This window comes from Athalassotoga saccharophila, assembly GCF_009936215.1.
GTDB lineage: Bacteria > Thermotogota > Thermotogae > Mesoaciditogales > Mesoaciditogaceae > Athalassotoga > Athalassotoga saccharophila.
The window spans coordinates 1,701,829-1,725,297 of record NZ_AP019551.1; the positions used below are offsets into that span (position 1 = coordinate 1,701,829).

A 23,469-nucleotide genomic window follows, 5' to 3' on the forward strand; every position below is an offset into this window, starting at 1 on the left:
TCCACCTCAGAAGTAACTTTCTTCTTTAACGACTTTCCTTTGAACCAAAGTCAATACCATTATGAATGCGAGAAAGAATACCGCTATGGCCGACGCGTATCCCATCTGATTGTAATTGAAGGCATTGACGTATATGTACATCGCCGTTGTGTAATTTTGCTGATTTTGAATGAGAAAATATATCTGATCGAAGACCTGAAGGGTACCAATAAGTCCGAGCGTTACAACGTAAGAGATCTGAGGTTTCACAAGTGGCATTATTATCTTCCAAAATCTCGTCCATCCCGTTGCTCCATCGAGTTCTGAGGCCTCTATGAGATCTTTTGGAATGTTTTGAAGTCCGGCAAGAAAAACGATCATGAAATATCCCGCTGTCGTCCATATGTTCATAGCCATTACGGCAGGCAGGGCAGTCGATGTGTTTGAAAGCCAGTCAATTGGAGGAATACCAATAAATCCCAAAAATCTGTTTATTATTCCGGGTTTGGCATAAAGCAACATGAATAACATCGAGATCGCGGCAGACGAGGTTATAGATGGGATGTAAAAACTCAATTTGAAAAACTTTATACCCCTTATCTTTTGATTTGCCGCCACGGCAAGCAAAAGCGCTATGAAAGTTTGGACTGGAGTAACGATTATGGAGAAAAAGATGGAATTCCATAGGGTTTTCCAAAAGAGAGAATCATTTATCATCTGATAAAAATTTTTCAATCCCACCCATGCAGGCGTATACCCCGAAAACATCTCCTTGTACTTTGACATGTACTCCGACATGAATTGAGATCCATTCATTCTTTTGTTAGTTTTTAAACCGACGAAATCTTCCATCAACTTTTTCGAATCAAAATACTTTTCTATCATCGCCTTTTGATCTTTGTCAAGTTTTATTCCCAACTGAGTTTGTATAAAATCGGCAGGATCAAACTGGGAAAGTAAATCCTTTACGTTGAGATCCTTCATGCTGAAAATAAGCAAATATTGCTCTAATTGATCTTGAAGATTGAAGGTGTTTTTGTACTCCATCTGGCGCAAGGGATTGTAATTTGTGAAACTGTAATAAATGGAAGCAAATATTGGATATATGACAAAGACTCCTACTACGATTATTATCGGCAATATGAAAAGATAACCTGCGATCCACTCTCTTACTCTTTTCAAAATATCACCCCAAAAATCGGGGAGGTTTTCCTCCCCGATCTCATTGTTGAGAAGCCCAGTTATTCCAGTTTTGCGTTATGTAATTTACAGCCTGATCTACCGTCACTTTATTCTGCCATATGTTGTAAAGTTCGCTGTTTATGTTATCTAACAATTTCGAAGAGTTCCCGTTTGGAGTGGGTATAAACCATCCATGACCGTAATTTACCTGCTCAACGAAGACTTTGTCGGCGGGATTTTCAAAAACATTCTCGGATTTCTGGATAGAAAATCTCGTCGGGATAACTCCAAGTCTCTCGGTGAAGATCTTCATTCCATCCGTAAGAAGGAATTCCATTGCCTTCCATGCGGCGTCCTTATCAGGAGTGCTTCTCGACATGGCATAGCAAACTGTGTATATCATAGTCGCACGCGTCTTTTCCATTGGCATTACGGTCATTCCAAAGTTTATCTGTGGATATGTCTCTTTAAGGAATGAATACGCCCATGGACCTTCCATTATCATGGCAACTTTGCCGCGTCCGAAGGCATCTCCATTCCATCCGGCGCCGACATCGGAAGGCTGAATCGCGACATTGTATTTATTGTGGAGATCGAAGTAAAATTGTATTGCCTGAATTGCCTGAGAGGAATTGAGAACTGGCTGCATTTGAGAATTGACAACCTCTCCACCGTTTTGAAATATAAATGGCATAACACGATCAAGTGCATTTGGGCTCAAAGAAAGAGCGTAAATTCCGTCCTGAGGATGATTCAACTTTTGTGCGGCATTAAGCATGTCCTGCCATGTCCAGTTGTCCGTGGGATAAGGCACGTTGTACTTGTCAAAGATGTCTTTGTTGTAGAAAAGGGCCAAAGTGGAGAAGTCCTTCGGGAATCCATATATGTGGCCATTGTATTCAAAGGGCTGGAGCAAAGAGGTCGCAAAGTCGGAAACAGGGAAATCGTATTTCTTTACGAAGTAATCAAGCGGATAAACAGCGCCAGATCTTATGAATTGTTGAGCATACGATGAATCAAGGTAGAAAATGTCAGGGGCCGTGCCCGCAGAAAGTTCACTCGTCAATTTGACAAGGTAATCGCCCGGTATTGGCTGGTACTGTAATTCTATCTGACCTGCATATTTTTGATTGAAGGCCTTAACAACGCTTTCCATAGCCTGTTGCTCGACGGGAGAAGAAACCCAACCACCGAGGGTTACGACTGTCACCGCAAAGAGTCCGATAGAAAGTACCGACATCAGTCCGATGACCAAAAGAAATACTCTGCTTTTCACTAAAATCCCTCCTTTAAGATTTTTGATATTACAAACTCGGCTCCCACTGACCAGAGCTGAGGTGAACATGCAACCGGATAAGGAACTAAATATTCATTTCCACCAAACAATTCTGGCAATCTCCAGTTGAAATGACGGGCAGATTTGAAAAGCGCTTTCGATAACTTTATCGATTCTTTCTTAAAACCCCTCTCATACATTCCAAGCGCTATTATAGATGTATCATGAGGCCATACGGATCCGTTGTGATAGGCAATTGGGTTGTACGCCGCCATCTTTGAAGACATCGTCCTTATGCCCCATCCAGTAAACATATCGGGATCCATAAGTCTCTTCGTCACAAGATATGCCCTATCATCATCGATAATTCCACTTATAAGACAATGACCGGGATTTGAAGTTATAGAATCGACCCGATCACCGTTGCCGTCTATGGCGAGAGCAAAAAATTTCTCTTTTTCCATCCAGAAATCCTCGTTAAAATTCTTCTTTAGAGAGATGGCCTTATCAAGAAAATGCTTTGACAATTCTCCGCTGTAAAACTTTGAAAGTGTCATGTAGGCCTCGTAAAGATATGCCTGAACTTCGACAAGTTTAACTGGCGGTGTGGCCATTTTACCGTTCGAAAAGACTACAGAATCTCCAGAGTCTTTCCATCCCTGATTCGAAAGCCCGTTTGGAGATTTAGATCTGTAATACAAATAACCACGCGAATCAACACTTTCATCCAAATATTTTGCGGCCAGATCTATTGATTCTTTTAACTCATCGAAGATCCTTCCGTACATTTTTTGGTACCTTCCAACGGCCAGCAAAAATAGGGGTGTCGCATCTATGCTTCCATAATACTCGGAAAAAGGCACCTTCCCAGACAGCGCATATTCTCCAACTCTTATTTCGTGGACGATCTTGCCGGGCACCGCGTCCTTTTCGTCGTCCCTTTTCTTTGACTGAGTTAAGGCCAGGATCTTCAAAATATCGTGCGCAAGTTCCGGAAAAAGATCCATCGTCTGGATTGCAAAGACAATCGAGTCTCTTCCGAAAATAGTGGCGAACCACGGAAGGCCGGCCGCGGGAAAATGACCATATTTTGTATCCATCAAAAGCATTCTCACGTCTTCGGCGGCACGTTTTATCATGGCAGAACCTTTTTTATTGAAGTTAAATTCCACCTTTTTGGGTTCAATCGAAAAAAGTTCTGTGCCATAAGTTTTCTTTTTGAATTTTACGTAAGGAAATATATCGAAGGAGATTTCTGCATGATCTTTAGGATCAATGACTACTTCTGAAACACTTCCCTTTACGATGACCTTGTGTTCTAAATACTCGCTTTTGTACGTTGCGATCTCTTCTCCATCTTTTCTTTCAATTTTGACCTCTCTTTTTTCCGTCTTATCTGACCTTATTTCGAATATATCGTTGAAAGTGTAATCGATTACATTTTTAAGATGCAAAAAGACTTTCTCATTTGAATAATTCAAAAAATCATAACTTACTCTCAATTTCTGACCGTCAACTCTGTATTCAACCTTTAAAAGCAGATCCTTATCGTGGAAACTTGAAGGAGACTTTGCCATAAACCAAAAAAAGACAGAATCATTTTTGTACTCTCCAAGACTTAGGAAATCGAATCTTTGAGAAATCTCGGGAACGATTTTTCCTATCATCCTTGTGTCCATGTAATAAAGTCCTTCTGATTTTCCCTCGATAAAGCCATTTTCTCCTATCAAAGCCATTAAATTGCCGGATTTTAAAGTGTACAACGCGATCACTCCCTAAATGTTGAATTTCTTTTGACAAGGAAAACGTCGAGTACCTTTGATTCAACCTGTTTGCCGTTGAGCATGTCTATGAGAATCATAGCCGCATTCTTTCCAACTTCATTTATGGGCTGTCTTACAGTCGTAAGAGATGGGTTTACCATTGCCGACAATGGAACATCGTCAAAACCTACAATCGGTACATCGCGTCCGACCTTTAATCCCGCTTCCTCGATGGCGACCATTGCGCCGGTTGCCATGAAGTCTCCCGACACAAAGATGCCATCGAAAGAAAGATTTTTTAGCGCTTCTTTGGTAAGAAGATACCCGTTCTCTCTGTCCGAATTCTTTTCCACATATTTTACGAGATCCTCATCGTATTCTATACCTCTCTCCTTATGGGCCCTTATATATCCAGCCAATCTGTATCTCGTTGCGGCATGACCTTTTGGACCATTTATGAATAAGATTCTCTTGCACCCAACTTCAAAAAGATGATCTGTCGCTATAAAGCCACCTTTTTCGTTGTCTGTGTCAACGTATTCATAAATTCCCACGTTATTCGGCCTTCCTATGACGACAAATGGTATTCCAAACTTCCTCAACGCAAAGATCCTCTCATCTCCGTCCATAACATCGAAAAGTATCAGACCATCGACCAGTCCTTTGGCGGCTATCTCAAGGTAAGAATTCGAATTTCCCTTCTTTTCAGTCGAGATCACAAGATGGTAATCGAGATCTGAAAGTACGCCGCTCATTCCATGGATAAACTCGACAAAATAGGGAAAAGATATGAAATAATCGAGATCGTGAGATATAACTATGCCAATTCCGTTGCTCGAACTCGTCCTGAGGCTCTTGGCAGAATGATTTGGAAAGTAATTCAATCTTTTGATGGTTTCGACAACGCGCCTTTCCGTTTCCGGATCTACATTTCCGAGACGATTTATAACTCTCGACACAGTTGCGACAGAAACATTCGCAGCCTTTGCAACATCCTTTATAGTCATCAAATACACCTCTTTATGTAATCGATTACATTATAATCATATCAGATGATCTTTTCAAATTCTTTTACGAACGAAATTCGGCAATTTTAGATGAAATACTCCATTTTAAGGTTATTTAATTTCATAATCCTCAAAATATCTCTTTATCAATCTTTAAAGATTCTTTTTTCGTACAAAATGGATCAAAAAATCGAAACAAAAATTTTCTTTGGTATGCAAAAGATTTAAAAGTGGTAAAATTTATTTAGTGTGATCTGCAAAGAGGAGGAGATCGTCATGATAAAGAAATTAAGAATAATGACTCCAGGACCCACACCTGTACCGGTAGATGTTTTGCTCGAAGGGGCACGCGAAACTCTTTATCACAGAAATCCAGAATTTTTGAAAATGTTAGAGACGGCATCGAATGATTTAAAGAGCGTTTTCAGAACTAATGGACACGTTTTCATCTTGGCATCTTCGGGAACAGGTTCCATGGAGGCGGCGGTGGCGAATACTGTAAACCCGGGGGACAAGGTTATAGCGGTAGTAGGTGGCAAATTCGGCGAGAGGTGGGCAGACCTTTGCAAGGCATACAATGCAAATATGATCGAGTTGGATATCGAATGGGGGGATTACCTAAGGCCAGAACAGATTGAGAAGTTGTTAAAAGAAAATCCAGACGTGAAGGTTGTCTTTACAACCTTAAGCGAAACATCGACGGGCGTTGTTAACGATATAAAGTCAATAGCCGAGATCGTGAAAAAGACAAATGCGCTCCTTGTCGTAGACGCTGTAAGCGGAATCCTTGCAGAACCTCTTGAGACCGATCTGTGGGGTGTTGACATCGTCGTCGCCGGCTCTCAAAAAGCCTTCATGATGCCTCCAGGCCTTGCATTCGTTGCGGTGTCCGGTGAAAAGGCATGGAAAAGGATCGAAGAGGTTAAGTCTCCGAGGTACTATTTCGATCTGAGGGCATACAAAAAATCCTACACCGATACCCCTTACACGGGGGCGGTAAATCTCGTCTACCAATTAAACAAAGGTCTCGAAATGATAAAGTCCGAAGGAATTGAAAATGTCTGGGCGCGCCACGCCATCTTTGGAAATGCCGTCAGAAAAGGTGTGAAGGCATTAGGGCTCGAACTCTTCGCGAAAAAACCCGGAAACGTCGTGACGGCCGTCAAGGTGCCGGAAGGCATTGATGGATCGAAATTCTTGAAATTTTGTCGCGAGGAATATGGGATGGTCTTTTCGGAAGGGCAATCCCACCTAAAGGGAAAGATCTTCAGAGTTTCAAATCTCGGTTATGTCGATAAATTGGACATAATATCAGCAATTGCAACGATAGAGATGGCAATGAACAAATTTGGAAAGAAGGTACCGATGGGAGCAGGCGTGAAGGCTGCCGAAGAGGTACTTTTGGGAGATGAAAGATCATGAAGTTCAAAGTTTTAGTCAACGATCCTCTTGCTCCAGATGCGATAAAGATCCTAAAAAACGCGAATTTAGAGGTAGAGGAGAGAGAATATTCGAAAGAAGATCTGCCAAAGCACATTGGAGAATACGATGGAATAATAGTAAGAAGTGCGACAAAGGTTACAAAAGAGGTCATAGAGGCTGGAAAAAAGTTAAAGGTCATAGGACGTGCCGGAGTCGGCCTCGATAACATAGATTTAAACGCTGCGAAAGCGCACAATGTAACTGTCTTGAGCACTCCCACGGCAAATGCGATAAGCGTTGCAGAACTCGTTTTTGGGTTTATGATCTCGGTATCGCGCCACATTGTAACTGGCACTGCAACTTTAAGAGATGGAAAGTGGGAAAAGAAAACCCTTGAAGGAGTTGAACTTTACGGCAAAACCCTCGGCATAATAGGCTTTGGAAATATAGGGGCAGAGGTTGCAAAAAGGGCCTTTGCATTTGGAATGAAGGTCATAACCTACGATGTAATTCAAAACAAGCGCGGTCTTGAGGTCGAATTCGTTCCTTTAAATGATCTCCTTAAAAATTCAGATTACATAACTGTCCACCTTCCACTTTTGGATTCGACAAAACACATAATATCCGATGCACAATTCTCGATGATGAAAAAATCCGCGATTTTTGTTCATGCGGCACGTGGCGGGATAGTAGATGATAGGGCACTTTTGAACGCTCTAAAGACCGGCAAAATCGCAGGCGCTGCCCTTGATGTCTTTGAATCAGAACCATTGGACGAGATCGGCCGCCAGATCGTCTCGATGCCAAATGTTGTCGCAACGCCGCATCTTGGCGCCTCAACGATAGAAGCACAGGGCAGGGTGGGACGTGAGATAGCGGAAAAAATCGTAGAATTCTTCAAAGGGGTGAAGTGAATGGTATCTCCACAGGACATATTGAAAAAGGCCTACGAGTACGAAAAAGATGTCGCGCAATTTTTGAGAGACATAGTGGCCATTCCAAGTTATTCCGGTCAGGAAAAGGCCGTTGTTGACAGAATCGCAGCGGAGATGAAAAAGGTTGGCTTCGACGAGATCAAAATAGATGGCCTTGGGAATATCTTTGGAAGAATTGGGAATGGAAAGACGAAGATAGCCATGGATGCGCATATCGATGTTGTCGGGATTGGAGATCCAACCCAGTGGAAACATGATCCTTTTAAGGGTAAGGTGGAAAATGGGATAATTTACGGAAGGGGCGCCGGAGATCAAAAGGCCGGCATGGCCTCTATGGTGTATGCCGGGAAGATAATAAAAGATCTTCATCTTGAAGGAGATTACACACTCTACGTTGTTGGATCTGTGATGGAAGAGGAATGCGATGGATTATGCTGGCAATACATAGTCAAAGAGGATAAATTCATTCCAGATTACGTTGTAATAACGGAACCTACGAATCTCAATATCTACAGGGGCCACAGGGGAAGAATAGAGGTTGAAATCAGGACGAAGGGTAAATCTGCTCACGCGGCAATGCCGGAGCGTGGAGAAAATGCCATCTACAAAATGGCAAGGATAATTTTGGGAATTGAAAAGTTAAATGAGAAACTCAAAGTCGATCCATTTTTGGGAAAGGGGACGGTTGTGGTATCACAGATCTTCTTCAAATCCCCATCAGAAAATGCTGTCGCCGATGAGTGCACGATCCATATAGACAGAAGGCTTACAGCGGGAGAAACAAAAGAAAGTGCCATCGAAGAGTTCAAAAAGGTTATAAAAGAGGCCGGAGTTGAGGCCGAGGTGATCGAGTTAACCTACCATGGAAAGGCCTACACGGGGAAGGAATACTCTGCGGAAAAGTATTTCAGAACATGGGTTATGGACGAAAAATCCGAAGTAGTTCAGGCCGCCGTCAAGACCTACAGAGAACTTTTTGGATCTGAGCCCAAGGTAGACAAATGGAATTTTTCAACCAATGGAGTCGCAACGGCAGGTCTTTTCAAAATACCGACCGTGGGCTTTGGCCCTGCTAATGAGATATATGCCCACGGTATTGACGATCAGGCACCAATAGATCATCTTGTAAAAGCGGCTGCTTTTTACGCATATTTACCTCAAAAAATAGTGAAGGAGTGATAAAATGGGTACTCTGTTGCGCGGAAGACATTTCATTACGACGCAAGATTTCACAAAGGAAGAAATCGATCTGATGTTAGAAACTTCCTTTGATCTCAAAAGGAGGTTTGCAAGGGATGAGTTAACGCCATGGCTGCTCTACAAAACGGTCTTCATGATCTTCTACGATGAATCGACAAGGACAAGAAACTCAATAGAGGCCGGTATAACCCAGTTAGGCGGCCATGCCCATTATCTCGTGCCTGAAATGATGCAGGCGCATCATGGAGAAACGCCCGCCGACACGGCCAAGGTTTTGAGCAGATTCGGTCATGCGATAGCGGTAAGACATTGCGCATTCGGACAGGGAAATAAGTTCTTAAGAGATCTCGCGGCAAATTCGAATGTTCCAGTTTTGAACCTTCAGGATGATGTCTACCATCCAATGCAGGTTTTAGCCGATCTGATGACCATTCAAGAAAGGTTTGGAAAGAACCTAAAAGGTCTTAAGGTTGGAATAAGTTGGGCTTACGCGGAAAGCCATCTTAAACCACTTTCGGTACCTCAATCTCAGATATTACTCTTTGCAAGGTATGGAATGGACATAACTCTTGCCTATCCGGAGGGATTCGATCTGATGCCGGACATCGTCAAGCAGGCAAAACTCAACGCCGAGGCCGGAGAAGGTAAGTTGACGATAACGCATAATATGGATGAGGCATTCAAAGATGCGGACGTCGTCATTCCAAAATCATGGGGAGGATTTTACACTATACCCAATCCATTGGAAGCAGACAAATACAAGGACAAAATATGGGCCGAGGCTGCAAAGCACAAGGACTGGATATGCGACGAAAGAAGAATGAGCCTTACAAAGAAACATTCGGTGTACATGCATGCCCTTCCGGCAGATCGCGGAAAAGAGGTTGTTGATTCGGTTATAGATGGCCCACATTCGATAGTTTGGGACGAGGCCGAAAACAGGCTTCACACGGCGAAGGCTGTTATGGCCTTGACTATGGGAGGAAGGCCTTGAACGATTTGGGAATAACAGGTGGAAAGATCTTTGACGGCTTCAGATCGTACATTGCGAATATTTACATCAGAGATGGTCGCATAACTGCGATCACCTCTGATTATCTCGAATCAAAAGAAAATTACTCTGCTGTTGGCAAGTACGTTATGCCCGGCCTTATAGATCCTCACGTGCATTTTTCGCTTTCTTTGGGTAAATACAGATCGGCAGACGATTTTGAATCTGGATCTGTAAGTGCCGCCTTTGGAGGAATTACGACTTACATCGATTTTTTAGATCCGGTTACACACGAAAATGAAATAGAGGAAAAGTTTTTAAAAAGATTGAAAGAGGCAAAAAATTCTCACATAGATTATTCATTCCACATGACTATAGCCCATCCGGACATCGATCCGGTTACCCTTGCAAAACGCACTCTCGCCTTAGGAATAAATAGCATAAAAACCTTCACAACCTACAGCACATCAAACCGCATGACAGATAACGGATATATTTTGGATTTACTCTCGATAACGAGGAAATATGGAATAATCGAAACCTTTCACGCTGAAGATGACGCCATAATACTTCACAGATCGAAGATAAAAGAAAAGCACTTGCCTCAGGATCTCCCATTTTTGCATCCTTCTGAATCTGAAGCATCGGCTGCCATGAGTATAGTGACAATGGCAAAATTGACAAATGGTCAGGCTTACATCGTTCACAATTCGAGCGGCCTTTCAGTTCAAATGATAAAGCAGTTAGACGCTTTCGAAAATGTGAGACTTGAAACGTGTCCTCAATATCTTGTCCTAAATGATACTCTGTATGAAAGAGACGATGCTTATCTTTACACATTGGTTCCTCCTTTAAGATCTCGCTTGGAATCATTTTACCTTTACGAGGCACTCAAAGATGGATCGATCTCGACTGTCGGAACTGATCACTGTCCATTCACAAAAGCAGAAAAGTTTGAAAACAGGCTCAATTACGATTCGATGCCAAATGGAATCGGTGGGGTTGAGACATCCTTCGTTTTGCTTTACAACAAGGATCGATCGGAAAAAATCATCAACGATCTTGTGAGAGTGCAAAGTGTCAACGTTGCCGAAACCTTTGGCCTTAAAAACAAGGGAAAGATCGTCGTAGGTGCCGATGCAGATATAGCGATCTTCGATCCGACTTTTAAATGGACAATTGGCATATCAAATCTCCACACAAAGGCGGACTACACGCCATATGAAGGAAGAGATGTGATCGGCAAATTCGTCTCTGTCTTATCGAGAGGAAGATTCGTCATCAAAGACGGAGAATTTGTCGGAAAAAGGCTAAGAGGAAAGTTCGTAAAAAGGAGGAAAGTCTTTTGGCCTACACGATCGGAAATGCCGTTATTTACACGGGAGATGAACTTATAGAAGACGGTTACGTCTCCTTTGAAGATCATATAATCTCGGCCGGTAAGATGGGTGATTTGAAATCAAAGATAGATTACAACGCACACGGAATGCTTTTAATGCCGGCGTGGATCAACGCACACACCCATATTTATTCGTCTCTCGCGAGAGGAATGAACATTCAATTCAACCCAAAAACATTTACCCAGATACTCGATCAACTATGGTGGAAACTCGATAGAAATTTAGGCCGTGCCGAAATAGAGGCAAGCGCTTACGCGGCTGCGGCCGATCTTATTCACGCAGGTGTATCGACGATCTTCGATCACCATTCAAGCCAGAACTTCATCAAAGGATCTTTATCCATTTTAAAAAGTGTCATTGTCGATACTGCCGGAATGAGAGGAATTTTCTGCCACGAAACGAGCGATAGAGATGGAACCCAGATCGAGTCTATAGAAGAAAATTTAGATTTTTACAAATCGAATAGATCCAATACAGTTTCCGGCATGATGGGATTGCACGCTTCATTTACCTTAAGCGATACCACCCTAAGAGACGTTTCGAAAGCGTGCGATGGAAAGGTACCAATCCATATCCATGTTGCCGAAGGGATAGAAGACGAGTTGTATTCGATAAACGATTATGGTATCAGAATAATCGAAAGACTTGACAAATATGGACTAACCATCCCAAATTCTATCTATGCGCATTGCATACATATAGACGAATCCGAGGCAGAGACGATAGGCAAAAGCAGAGGATTTATAGCAAATGCGACCCAGTCTAATATGAACAACGCCGTTGGGATAGCGGACATAAAAATGCTAAGTAAACACACGAAGGTAGTCATAGGCGATGATGGATTCGGCTTTTCTCCACCCTTCGATTTGAGAATAACCCCTCTCGGTCAGAAGATCGCAAAAAATTCTCCAACTGCCTTTTCGACTGTCGATTTGAAATCTTTGATAGACAATACCTTTGAACTCGCATCTAACCATCTCAACTCAAAGTTTGGAAAGATAAAGACCGGATATGCGGCCGATCTTATGCTAATAGATTACAGATCCCCAACGCCTATGATCAAAGAGAACTTCTGGGATCATATATTCTTTGGAATTGGTGCACCGGTAAGATCTCTCTTTATCAACGGCAAACCCGTAATGATAGATGGTGAAATAAAGACCTTCGATGAAGGTGAAGCGAAAAAAGAGTCCAGAAGGATAGCCCAAATTCTGTGGGACAAATTAAAGTAAGGGGGGAGAAAAGATGGATCTTTCTACCGAAATAGCAGGACTTAAACTCGAAAACCCTCTAATGCCGGCAGCAGGCCCGCTGACGGGCGATGATAAAAAAATGAAATACGTAGCCTCTCTCGGTGTTGGAGCAATGGTGACAAAGACGATCTCCACCGAGGCAGCAAAGGTCCCAAGGCCCTGTATCGTCGCAACAAAAGATTACGTTGTAAACGCAGAGTTGTGGTCAGAATATGGACCAGACAAATGGATAGAGGAATTCTTGCCGGGAATTCAATCTTTAAGAATTCCAAAGATCATAAGCATAGGATATTCAAAATCACAGATAGAATATCTCGTGCCACGATTAAAAGATTTCGGAGATGCCTTTGAAATCTCAACCCATTACACCGGAAAGGATATAGCACCAATAATCGAGATCGCAAAAAGCGCGATAAAATTATCGAAAAAACCCGTATTCATGAAGGTTAGCCCTCACATGCCTGATCCCGTAGAATTCGCTCAAAAAATGAAGGAAATCGGTGTATCTGGCATAGTCGCCGTTAACTCTTTTGGACCCGTTTATTACGTTGATCCAAAGTTCGGTCATCCAACTCTCGGATCTGAGAATAGATATGGCTGGATCTCCGGACCGATAATAAAGCCAATCGCGCTTTCAATAGTCCTGAGAATAAAGCAAAACGTCGATATACCGGTCATTGGAGTTGGGGGAGTAAGGACTGCCGACGATCTCGTCGATTTTCTTGAAGTTGGGGCATCGGCCGTCGGAATGCTTTCATCCGCTTTGATATACGGTAAAGAACAGTACAGAAGGATAATCAGCGGTCTTGAGATGGCTCTGAAAAAAAGAGGATACGCGTCCTTAAAAGACGCGATAGGGAGCAAAATCGAAAAAAAACCTGCTGAATTCACGGTGAGAAATCCTCAAATAGATACTCAAAAGTGCACACTTTGTAAAATGTGCGAATATGTATGCCCCTACTTTGCCATAACGGTAACAGATCACGTTGAGGTTGACACAGATGCATGCTTTGGATGTGGACTGTGTCAGACAAGGTGTCCGGTCGATGCGATAAGCGGTGTACTTGGATAACTTTGCAAAATTATAACAACAATTCCGGCATGATTGCCGGAATTTGTTTTTACATTCAGTATGTAGAGATAAATTCTGAATTATCATGAAATTTTATGAAATAGAAAGATTATTTAATTTATTGTTTATTTTCAACTATATTTGGCAAAAAAACACGATATTTAGCGTTTGATCGGGATAGAAAATTATAATATAATTTTTGAAAACGTTTGCAAGGTGAAGAAAATGGTAAGCGGAAAGAGCATAAAAGATGTTGCAAAAGTAGCAGGCGTTTCAATTTCAACGGTATCGAGGGTTTTAAATGACTCACAAAATGTGAGTTCAGAACTCAAACAAAAGGTTTTAGATGCAGTCCAAAACCTCGGATATCGTTCGAATACAATTGCCCGCGCCCTAAAGGGAATGCCAACAAAGACTTTAGGACTTTTAATACCAACAATTGAAAATCCTTTCTTCCCTTCAATGGTAAGAGGAGTTCAGGACGAAGCGCATCGAAATGGATATTCGGTTTTTCTTTGCAACACTGATGGGTCACGAATCATAGAGGAAAGACAGTTCAAATTATTACTTGATAAAAAGGTTGACGGTATAATACTTGTTGCCTCCAAATATACAACGAGATATTTAAAAAATGGTATGGAATTTCCGATTGTCATGATCGATAGATACGTTAATTCGCCAAATTTTTCATATGTGACCGTTGATCACACTATGGGAGTAAGGCTTGCCATTGAACATTTGTACTCCCTTGGCCATAGAAAGATAGCATTTCTCGGATCAAAATTGCTTTCATCTGGAGCGAGAGAACGTTTTCAATCCTACAAAAGATACATCGAAGAATTCAAGATGAAATTCGATGATTCGCTCATAGTGCTCGGGGAATATACCTATGAAAGCGGCATAAAAATGGTCGAAGAATTGATGAAAAGAAAGGTAAAATTCGATTCAATTTTATGCGGAAATGATCTCATAGCATTTGGAGTTATCGAGGGATTAAAGAATTATGGGATAAGGGTTCCAAAGGATGTTTCTGTTGTTGGATACGATGATATAACCTTTTCTTCTTACCACAATCCCAAACTCACAACGATACGCCAACCGACTTACGAAGTCGGACAGATGGCCACAAGAATAGTCATAGACATGATCTCCGGTGCAGATAGAAGGGTTAAGCATATAAAGATAGAACCTTCCCTTGTAATCAGAGAAACGACGCGCAAAAGAGGAAGTGAAATTTAGTGGATATATTAAAAGTAGAAGAAATAAAAAAGAGTTTTTCGGGCGTTAATGTCTTGAAAAATATAAATTTATCCATAAAATCTGGAGAATTGCACGCAATTGTCGGGGAAAATGGGGCTGGAAAATCAACTCTTATGAAGATCATTGCGGGAGAACTCGAACCCGATTCTGGCAAAATATATCTGAATGGAAAAGAGGTCCAATTCCATTCTCCCTTAGATGCAATTAACTCTGGAATCGCTTTGATACATCAGGAATTCAGTCTTGTGCCTCAATTAACGGTTTACGAGAATATCTTTCTTGGAAGGGAAATATCAAAAAGATTTTTAGGAATAAATTTTGTTGACAGGAAAGAAATGAAAAAGGAAGCGCAAGCCGTTCTAAAGACATTTGGCATTGAAAATATACCTGTAGATTCCAAAATAAAAGATTTAAGTGTTGCAAACAAACAACTGACAGAAATAGCAAAAGCCTTATCAACAAATTCAAAAATTTTGATAATGGACGAACCTACGGCCGCTCTTACTTTAAGAGAAACTGAAAAACTCTTTTCTATATTGACGAACTTAAAATCGAATGGTGTGACCATAATATTTATCTCGCATCGTCTTGAAGAGATCTTTCAAATTGCCGACTCTGTTTCAATTCTTAGAAATGGCGAATTGATAGCCACAAAACAAATAAACGAGGTTTCCATGGAAGAAATCGTCAGCATGATGATAGGAAAAAGTATGAGTAACAGATTCCCTCCGAAGCCTTCAAAAAAGATCGGCGATAAATTCTTCGAAGCAAGAAACCTTTCCTCAGACTCATTTAAGGGTATAAATTTTTCATTGCGTAAAGGAGAAATACTTGGCATAGCAGGCCTTGTAGGATGCGGTAACACACAGGTTGGAGAAAGCATATACGGCCTTAGAAAGTTCGACGGAGAAATATATTTCGAAGGCAAGAAGATAAACATTTCGAAGCCAACAGATGCGATAGAACATGGGATCTTTCTTGTTCCCGAAGACAGGCATGATCTTGGCCTTGTTTTGCAATTAAGCGTTAAAGAAAATCATTCTTTGCCAAATCTCGATCTATTTTCTAAGGTCGGCTTTGTTTCAACCTCTATTGAAAAGAAATCGGTAAAGGATACGATTTCATACCTTAACACTAAGGTAAGCAGTATAAATCAAAGAGTCGACAATTTAAGCGGGGGAAATCAGCAAAAAGTTGTTCTTGGAAAATGGCTCGTAAGATCCCCGAAGATTTTGATCCTCGATGAACCCACAAGGGGAATAGATGTTGGGGCAAAATTTGAAATCTACAAATTCATATACGAGCAATCTTCTAAAGGAGTGGGGATAATATTGATCTCTTCAGAACTTGCCGAAGTATTGAATCTCTCTGACAGGATTCTCGTTATGAGCGAAGGAAGAATAACTGGAGAATTAGATCCTCAAAGTGCCACACAGGAAGATATTCTAAGATTGGCTGTAAAGGGAAAGGAGTCTTGAAATGACGATATCAAAATCAAATGGTTTCATAAGAAAATACGGAGTTATCTTTGGTCTTGTGGGTATAATAATATTTTTTGCCATTGAATCTCCAAATTATTTTTTCACTCCTTCAAACTTTATACTCATTTCCAAGCAATCTTCCATAAACATATTGCTTGCTTTAGGAGAAATGTTTGTGATCTTGACGGCAGGTATAGATCTCTCGGTAGGGGCAATTGCCGGACTTGTGGGCGCTGTTTCGGCCGGTACAATAGTCGCGACGGGTAATCTTTTTCTTGGGCTTGCAGCAGGAATTGGAGTTGGAATTGCCTTCGGGCTCATAAATGGGGTTATAGTAGCCTTTGCGAAGGTACCTGCCTTTATAGCAACTCTTGCAACGATGTCTGCAATAACAGGCATTACACTTATATACACGCAGGGCGAGCCTATATGGAATTTACCCTCGTCTTTTGATTTTATAGGGCAGGGAAATCTTGCAGATATTCCATTTTCAATAATTTTAATGGCCCTTGCCTTTATTGCTGCATGGATCATACTCGAAAAAACCAAGTACGGACGGCACGTTTATGCTGTCGGTGGTAACATAAAGGCATCGAGAGCGGCAGGTATAAAGATATCCGCAGTTCTCGTAAGTGTTTACGCAATAAGCGGTCTTCTATCTGCCATTGGTGGTATCGTGCTTGCATCACGGCTTGGAACGGCCGAACCAACAGCAGGTTCAGGTTATGAACTTGATGCCATAGCGGCAGTTGTTTTGGGAGGCACAAGTCTCTTCGGTGGAGAAGGATGGGTTGTGGGAACGATAATCGGTGGTTACATAATAGCCGTCTTAAACAATGGAATGACGATAATGAATATCTCTGCGTACTATCAAGAAGTGGTAAAAGGGTTAGTCATATTGCTTGCCGTCATGCTTACAAGTTTTGGTAAGAAATATTGGAATGAATAGGGCTTAGGCCCTAATTTTTAGGGAGGTGGATAAAGTGAAAACGTTTTTAGTGGTGGCGTTGATGATCGCGGGTATCGCGGCACTTTCGATGGCGATGACTATTGGTTTTTGCGTTTCAACGCTTAACAACCCTTACTTCGTTTCCTTTACAAATGGAGCAAAGGCTGAAGCCCAGTTACTTGGCATCAATTTGATCGTTATGAACGCAAATAACAGCAACAGCACCCAGTTAAATCAGGTCGAAGATCTGATCCAAAGAAAAGTAGATGCCATTATTTTGAATCCAACGGATTCTGACGCACTTGTTCCGGCAGTTATTGCCGCAAACAAAGCAGGAATACCAGTCATCACACTTGACAGATCTGTAAATGGCGGACGTGTTGCAATGTACATCGCTTCCGATAACGTTGAATATGGAAGATTGGAGGCCCAATACGCGGTAAAATTGCTCAACGGAAGTGGAAATGTAGTCCTTCTTACGGGTATTCCGGGGGCATCCGCAACGCGTGACAGAACGAAGGGTATAATGGAAGTTCTGTCCCAGTATCCGAATATGAAAATAGTTGCAAACCAGACTGCACAGTTTGATATGGCCACGGCAATGTCAGTTATGGAATCAATTCTCGTTGCACATCCGGATGTGAATGTCGTGATAGCAGAAAATGACGAAATGGCACTTGGAGCGATTCAGGCCATAAAAGCGGCGGGAAAGAGTGGAATAATAGTCATAGGAGGAGATGGAATTCCTCAGGGAATTCAGGCCGTGAAAAATGGAACTGAAGCCGTAGATATCGCCCAGCAACCATACAAAATGGCAGCCCTTGGAGTCTCTGCGGCCTTCTTTGTCGTTAACGGCATAAGTCTCAATCCTACAAGCCTTTCAATGCCTCTATTTCCTGTGACTAAAGATAACGTTGATCAGTGGATAGCAAGTGGAGATTAATAAAGAAAAAAGATAGGCACGTAAGTGCCTATCTTTTTGTTTCGGGATAATTCGTTATCTTTCTTATGTTTTTGTACAATTTTTTTAGTTTTGGATATATACGCAGGTACACGTCTTTGAAGAGTTTCTGATAAAGTTCGTTATTTTTGGCATTCGGAAGAAATTCTTTTTGAAATCTTACCATATTATTGGTGGCATTTTCAAAGTTATTGTAAACTCCAATTCCGACACTTGCGACCATGGCCGATCCTAAACCTGCCGCTTCATTAGTCTCACTTTTTTGAACGGGCCTTCCAAAGATATCTGCCATGATTTGACACACGTCATCGCTTTTGGCTCCCCCGCCCGACACTGAAATATTCTCGATTTTTATCCTTCCGTTCTTTTCTATATTTTGAAGACCTTCAAAGAGCGCATATCCTATACCTTCTATCATTGCCCTGTACATGTGAGATCGCGTGTGAATTTCTCCAAAACCTATAAAGGAACCCTTTGCCTCGGGCATTTTCAAACCCGGTCCCCAGTAAGGCTGTGCGATAAGTCCCAAAGATCCGGCCGGAACCTTTGAAATCATCTCGTCCAACAATGCCTCTTCAAAGATGCCAAGCCTTTCCGCGTCTAACCTTTCTTTAAATCCGAATTCATTTTTAAACCATGTAACCATCCAAAAGCCTCTGAAAACGGAGACAGAAGGATTGTAAGCACCGGGAATAACGGCGGGATACGCGGGCATGAATCTTACAGGCTCGAAGTATTTTTTCGATATTACCTGAATTGAAGCCATCGTGCCGAGACTTACATTAGATCTTTTGCTGTCTACACAACCGCTACCAAGTGCCTCGCAACTTTTGTCCGATCCACTGGCAATAACGGGTGTTCCCTCCAAAAGTCCTGTCATTTGGGCCGCACGTGAGTTAATCTTTCCTATCTCTTTGGATGGCTCTACAAGGTCAGGCAATTTCTCTGGCTCCACGTAAAAAAGAATCGAGGAGATATCCTTTTGAGCGGCCCATCTCCTATTTTTGTAATCAAAGGGAATATGACCGACCTGAGATGAGACTGAGTCGGTGAACTTTCCCGTTAGCATGAAATTAAAAAAGCCGGAGACCTGCAAAAATTTATAAGTATTCTTCCATATCTCTGGCTGATTATTCCTTATCCAGTCAATCTTACTTTCACTTTGAAGGATTCTAACTGGTTCATCCATTCCCGCAATAAGATGAGAAAGATGCATTAAAAGAGGCCTTTTTCTAAGGTTTACGAAATTTTTCCTTTGATCAAGCCAAAGAATGGCTGGCCTAAGTGGATTTCCTTCTCTGTCCACATTGACTACCGTATCGCTAAGCGTTGTAATGGTTATGGCCGACACTCTTTTTTCAAAATCTTTCATTTGATCTCTTAAAGCATTTATCGCATCTAAAAAAGCCTTCCAGTAAACCTTTACATCCTGTTCGGCCCATCCGGGATATAAACTCACGTAAGGTTCATATTCAACTTTTGAAAAGGCTGATATTTTGCCGGTAAAATCAAAAAGAAAGGCCCTTAAACTCTGCGTTCCGCAATCTATGGAAAAAATTAAATCCTTCATGAAACCTCTCTATCTATTTGAATGATTTCCGCGAATATTCCCATATCCTTTAACTTTTCCAGAAGGTTTTCGTATCCTCTGAATATTATCTCGAATTTATCTATCTCGCTTGGGCCATCTGCCATTGCGGCCGCAAAGGTTATCGTTGCCGTCTCCCTCAAATCATTTCCTACAAGCATGGCTCCATGCAATTTTGAAGGCTTTATGTTTATTTTATTTCCATCGACGGATATATCTGCTCCCATCTTCTTCAATTCTTCGACATGCTTGAACCTGCTCTCAAAGACTCTTTCAACTATCTCAGATGGCCCTTCGGAAGAGAAGCCAAGAAGGGCCATCTGGGGCTGAAGATCCGTTGGAAATTCGGGATAAGGACCTGTCATGAAATGAAATCCCTTTACATTCGATGGATAAATCACCAATGAGTTCGGAAGCACCTCTATTTTCGAGCCTATTTTTTTTAGAAAATTCACAACGTTGTCTATCTCATTTCCTATGCCGTTTATCTTGAGCGTACCGCCGGTTGAAAGCGCTCCTATCATGTAAGTGCCGGCCTCTATTCTGTCACCTATTATAGAATAAATTGTGCTATCAAGGTTTTCTACCCCATCGATCCTTATCCTGTCCGTTCCTATTCCAGATATTCTGGCGCCCATCGAGATGAGAAATCTTCCAAGATCGACAACTTCAGGTTCCCTCGCGCAATTCGAAATTTCGACCGTCGTGCCCTTAAGCAAAACAGAAGTCATCATGAGATGCTCCGTCGCACCAACACTTGGAAAGCGCATCTCTATCTTGACATTGCGTGGAGACTTCACAAAATTCGCTTCTATGAAATCTCCTTCTTCTTTTATATCGATGCCAAGTTTTCTCAATCCCTCCAGATGAATATCTATGGGTCTTTCTCCTATCTGACACCCACCGGGATAAAGTATTCTTGATCGGCCAGTTCTCACAGCGAGAGGACCGAGCAAAAGGATAGAAGCCCTTATTTTAGATCCAAGGTCTTTTATCTCTCCATTTAAATTAGATACTCTTGCGGTAACTTTATTTTTTGTGAAATTAACGCTGACTCCCGCTGCCCGTATCATGGATATCATCTCGGCAACGTCAGATATGTCCGGTATTTTCTCGATTAGAACCTCTTTAGATATAAGAGTTAAAGACGCAAGGACTGGAAGGGCAGAGTTTTTCGCCCCTCCCACACTTACCTCTCCTTCGATCTTTGAATTACCCCTGATCTTTGCTTTCACCTTTTTTACCTCTTTTCAGCCCCATTTGTATTGCGACAGAAAGTATGGATAAAACAAGGAATATCGCCACAAAAACAGTTAAAATCGCGAGATTTTTTCCGCTCACAAGAACATTAAGAAGGTCTGTGGATTTAACGTTAAAATAACCTGAAAGAGGAATGAGGATGGCAAATGATGTGACGAGCCCGCCTATTGCCGCCATTGCCGTTCCAACCGTTCTTCTTTCGTTGAATATAGTTATAAGACCAAAGATCAAACCAAAAATGACGAAAACGCCAACCTTTACCCATTGACTATGATTTATGCTCAAACTAAGCGCCGATACGATCCAGTTGTATATGTAATATGATATCATCCCACCGGCGATAAAACCAAGCATGAAGAGTGCGAATTTGTAAAGGGCCACAAATAAAGAGGTAATAAGAAAGGCGATTATCAAGACCAAAACGATATGAAATATCTCTGCATTGGATGGAGATATCGTGAAATTTTTGATCACGTAATTGGTCCACAAATACTGGCCTAAATATAGTCCTGCCATAAGTCCTATGATTGCAAGAGATATTCTCACAAGATAGTAACCAAAAAAGGTTAAAACAAAACCAACTATCAAAACAACAGGCCAATAGGTGACCAAAAAATTTGATAAATTCAAATTCATATTACCCCTCCTTTTACCCACCTGCTCACAAGATCGATGATCTCAAAGAAAGGATCATTTCCGTTTTTTACTCTTATTTCTGCATCTTGAAAATCTTCTATCAATTTGTTTACTCTATCGTAATCCCATATCTGCAAAACATTCCTTCTTTTCTTTCCCCCCAAAGGGAAACCGACAAGATCTGCCACCTGTGGAACAGGAATTGAGAAGGTTTTCGAGATCTGCTTGACATCGTCCCATGAATATTCCGATTTCACATCAGACAAAAGTTTCCCGACTATGATCGCTGTTTTTTCAAGGCCTCTGAGTATTACCATCGGATGTATATCCTGAATAAGAACTTTCAAAGATTTCAAAGACGAAGGGTCCCTTTCAAAAAAAGCCCTGTAGAAATCAAAGGCAAATGGTACGGCGTAAGAAGGGACTATCTTTTCGATATCTTCGTAAGAAGGAGTTTTTGAAAATATGGAAATTTTCTCTATCTCCTTCGCTATCAAATCCAAATTCCACGTTCTGTTTAAGATCAATTCTTTTCCCTTTTCGTCTATTTTAACACCAAAGAAATGACAAATGTTCTCTATTTCTTCCATCCATCCATTTATGTCCCATTGTTTCGGACTTGAAAGGTCTTCAAATCCGAACTTTTTTATCAAATCGGGATCTCCTGACGTTATAAAGATATCCCGATCACAGGAAGAAAGATTTTTCATCAGCCAATTTCTCTCTTCCTTTTCCCACTTATCTATTGACTTCAAAAGCAAATCTTTTTCCCCAAAAAGCGAATTCGAAAATAATTCTAACTTCAATCTTTCTATCTTTGAAGGAGTATCAGGCTTGACAGTAGAGAATTCTTTTCCTTCCAAAAATCTTTTTAGTTTCCACTCCGAATCAACCAGTAATGCCTTTATCATTCCTTAATTCCTCAAAACACATCGAGGCCGCGCCATATATACCGGCATCGTCGACAAGATTGCTCAATACTATTTTGTAAGTTCCCCAGAAAGATCTCATGACATTTTCGTGGGTCTTCTTTTCTATGCCATCGAGCAAGAACTGACCTGCCCTCGATACCCCTCCTCCGATCACTATTATTTCTGGATTGAATATGTGAACGAATGATCCTATCGCTATTCCAAGGGCATCTGTTACCCTTTCGAAGACTTTAACACCGAGAGGATCTCCTTTTTTGGCCGCATCCATGACTTCTTTTGCGCTGAATTCTTTTATGATCGTGTCCGGATACCTCTCTTTCCATTCGCGCGCAAGTCTCGAAATGCCTGTCGCCGATGCTATGGTCTCAAGGCATCCATGATTTCCGCAACCGCATAGATATCCATTTGGCTCGACTACGACATGGCCGAGTTCTGCCCCTATACCGGTCGAACCTCTGAATACTTTATCATCGCAGATGATTCCTCCACCAACACCGGTTCCGAGAGTAAGACCGAGGACGTTTTTGTATCCCTTCGCGACTCCAAACCATTTTTCTCCAACCGCAAAGGCATTCGCGTCATTTTCGACGACGACTCTTAATCCCACCTTAGAAGAGATGGCCGAAGCGAGAGGAACATTTATCCATCCGGGAAAGTTCGGTGAAAACCTTACAACACCATTTTCATGGTCTATCGATCCAGGGGATCCTATACCTATCATCTTTATCTCTTTGTCATTTATTTCTTTTATGGCCTGGGCTATCCTTTGGGTAACTGATTCGAATCCCTCTTCTGTCTTTGTGTCTATGACTTTCTTTTTCGAGATATTACCATTCTCATCGACAACTCCCATTGCAACCTTTGTACCACCAAGATCGATTCCAAGTACCTTCACAAGATCCACCTCTTTATTTTTCTTCCT

20 protein-coding genes are annotated in these 23,469 nt (G+C 41.6%); 11 read left to right on the forward strand and 9 right to left on the reverse strand.

The window, feature by feature from the left end:
- Positions 1-6: 6 nt before the first annotated feature.
- Genes ATHSA_RS08495 through ATHSA_RS08510 form a run of 4 tightly spaced genes read right to left on the reverse strand, consistent with a single transcriptional unit; the run spans position 7 to position 5,207 of the window.
- Positions 7-1,161: a carbohydrate ABC transporter permease gene (locus ATHSA_RS08495; protein ID WP_197739156.1), complete on the reverse strand. Its 1,155-nt coding sequence runs from the start codon at positions 1,159-1,161 to the stop codon at positions 7-9.
- A gap of 40 nt (positions 1,162-1,201) precedes the next feature.
- Positions 1,202-2,437: an ABC transporter substrate-binding protein gene (locus ATHSA_RS08500; protein ID WP_161848672.1), complete on the reverse strand. Its 1,236-nt coding sequence runs from the start codon at positions 2,435-2,437 to the stop codon at positions 1,202-1,204.
- Positions 2,437-4,200 carry an amylo-alpha-1,6-glucosidase gene (locus tag ATHSA_RS08505; protein WP_161848673.1) on the reverse strand — a complete coding sequence of 588 codons (1,764 nt, stop codon included), beginning with the start codon at positions 4,198-4,200 and terminating at the stop codon, positions 2,437-2,439. The genes ATHSA_RS08500 and ATHSA_RS08505 overlap by 1 nt, the downstream gene beginning before the upstream one ends.
- Positions 4,201-4,205: 5 nt before the next feature.
- Complete coding sequence (locus ATHSA_RS08510) at positions 4,206-5,207, reverse strand: LacI family DNA-binding transcriptional regulator (protein ID WP_161848674.1); 1,002 nt, start codon at positions 5,205-5,207, stop codon at positions 4,206-4,208.
- 276 nt (positions 5,208-5,483) lie between these two features.
- On the opposite strand from ATHSA_RS08510, the gene ATHSA_RS08515 reads away from it, so the two are divergent.
- The 11 genes from ATHSA_RS08515 (at position 5,484) to ATHSA_RS08565 (ending at position 18,113) form a co-directional block, all read left to right on the forward strand.
- Positions 5,484-6,629, forward strand: coding sequence for a pyridoxal-phosphate-dependent aminotransferase family protein (locus ATHSA_RS08515; protein ID WP_161848675.1), 1,146 nt, complete (start codon positions 5,484-5,486; stop codon positions 6,627-6,629).
- On the forward strand, positions 6,623-7,543 hold the full coding sequence (locus tag ATHSA_RS08520) for a hydroxyacid dehydrogenase (RefSeq protein ID WP_408626228.1): 921 nt from the start codon (positions 6,623-6,625) through the stop codon (positions 7,541-7,543). The genes ATHSA_RS08515 and ATHSA_RS08520 overlap by 7 nt, the downstream gene beginning before the upstream one ends.
- Positions 7,544-8,743: a YgeY family selenium metabolism-linked hydrolase gene (locus tag ATHSA_RS08525; RefSeq protein ID WP_161848677.1), complete on the forward strand. Its 1,200-nt coding sequence runs from the start codon at positions 7,544-7,546 to the stop codon at positions 8,741-8,743.
- Positions 8,744-8,747: 4 nt separating this feature from the next.
- Positions 8,748-9,758, forward strand: coding sequence for an ornithine carbamoyltransferase (locus ATHSA_RS08530; RefSeq protein ID WP_161848678.1), 1,011 nt, complete (start codon positions 8,748-8,750; stop codon positions 9,756-9,758).
- Positions 9,755-11,152 (forward strand): dihydroorotase, encoded by a 1,398-nt coding sequence (locus tag ATHSA_RS08535; RefSeq protein WP_161848679.1) that lies wholly within the window; start codon positions 9,755-9,757, stop codon positions 11,150-11,152. The genes ATHSA_RS08530 and ATHSA_RS08535 overlap by 4 nt, the downstream gene beginning before the upstream one ends.
- Entirely contained in the window at positions 11,101-12,387 is a 1,287-nt protein-coding gene (locus ATHSA_RS08540) for an amidohydrolase family protein (RefSeq protein WP_161848680.1), read from the forward strand. The genes ATHSA_RS08535 and ATHSA_RS08540 overlap by 52 nt, the downstream gene beginning before the upstream one ends.
- A 13-nt stretch (positions 12,388-12,400) precedes the next feature.
- Positions 12,401-13,480, forward strand: coding sequence for a 4Fe-4S binding protein (locus ATHSA_RS08545; protein ID WP_161848681.1), 1,080 nt, complete (start codon positions 12,401-12,403; stop codon positions 13,478-13,480).
- 225 nt (positions 13,481-13,705) lie between these two features.
- On the forward strand, positions 13,706-14,719 hold the full coding sequence (locus ATHSA_RS08550) for a LacI family DNA-binding transcriptional regulator (protein WP_161848682.1): 1,014 nt from the start codon (positions 13,706-13,708) through the stop codon (positions 14,717-14,719).
- Positions 14,719-16,218, forward strand: a complete 1,500-nt coding sequence (locus ATHSA_RS08555; protein ID WP_161848683.1) for a sugar ABC transporter ATP-binding protein — start codon at positions 14,719-14,721, stop codon at positions 16,216-16,218. The genes ATHSA_RS08550 and ATHSA_RS08555 overlap by 1 nt, the downstream gene beginning before the upstream one ends.
- 1 nt (position 16,219) lies before the next feature.
- Complete coding sequence (locus ATHSA_RS08560) at positions 16,220-17,170, forward strand: ABC transporter permease (RefSeq protein WP_161848684.1); 951 nt, start codon at positions 16,220-16,222, stop codon at positions 17,168-17,170.
- A gap of 34 nt (positions 17,171-17,204) precedes the next feature.
- On the forward strand, positions 17,205-18,113 hold the full coding sequence (locus ATHSA_RS08565; RefSeq protein ID WP_197739157.1) for a substrate-binding domain-containing protein: 909 nt from the start codon (positions 17,205-17,207) through the stop codon (positions 18,111-18,113).
- Between the two features lie 28 nt (positions 18,114-18,141).
- Here ATHSA_RS08565 and ATHSA_RS08570 read toward each other — a convergent pair whose 3' ends face one another.
- Genes ATHSA_RS08570 through ATHSA_RS08590 form a run of 5 tightly spaced genes read right to left on the reverse strand, consistent with a single transcriptional unit; the run spans position 18,142 to position 23,442 of the window.
- On the reverse strand, positions 18,142-19,701 hold the full coding sequence (locus ATHSA_RS08570) for an FGGY-family carbohydrate kinase (protein ID WP_161848685.1): 1,560 nt from the start codon (positions 19,699-19,701) through the stop codon (positions 18,142-18,144).
- A complete protein-coding gene (murA, locus tag ATHSA_RS08575) occupies positions 19,698-20,954 on the reverse strand; it encodes a UDP-N-acetylglucosamine 1-carboxyvinyltransferase (protein WP_161848686.1) in 1,257 nt (418 codons plus the stop codon). Before murA ends, ATHSA_RS08570 begins: the two co-directional genes overlap by 4 nt.
- Positions 20,932-21,615, reverse strand: coding sequence for a TM7S3/TM198-like domain-containing protein (locus ATHSA_RS08580; protein WP_161848687.1), 684 nt, complete (start codon positions 21,613-21,615; stop codon positions 20,932-20,934). The genes murA and ATHSA_RS08580 overlap by 23 nt, the downstream gene beginning before the upstream one ends.
- Positions 21,612-22,526, reverse strand: a complete 915-nt coding sequence (locus tag ATHSA_RS08585) for a DNA polymerase III subunit delta (RefSeq protein WP_161848688.1) — start codon at positions 22,524-22,526, stop codon at positions 21,612-21,614. The genes ATHSA_RS08580 and ATHSA_RS08585 overlap by 4 nt, the downstream gene beginning before the upstream one ends.
- Entirely contained in the window at positions 22,504-23,442 is a 939-nt protein-coding gene (locus ATHSA_RS08590) for an ROK family protein (RefSeq protein ID WP_161848689.1), read from the reverse strand. The genes ATHSA_RS08585 and ATHSA_RS08590 overlap by 23 nt, the downstream gene beginning before the upstream one ends.
- Positions 23,443-23,469: the final 27 nt, after the last annotated feature.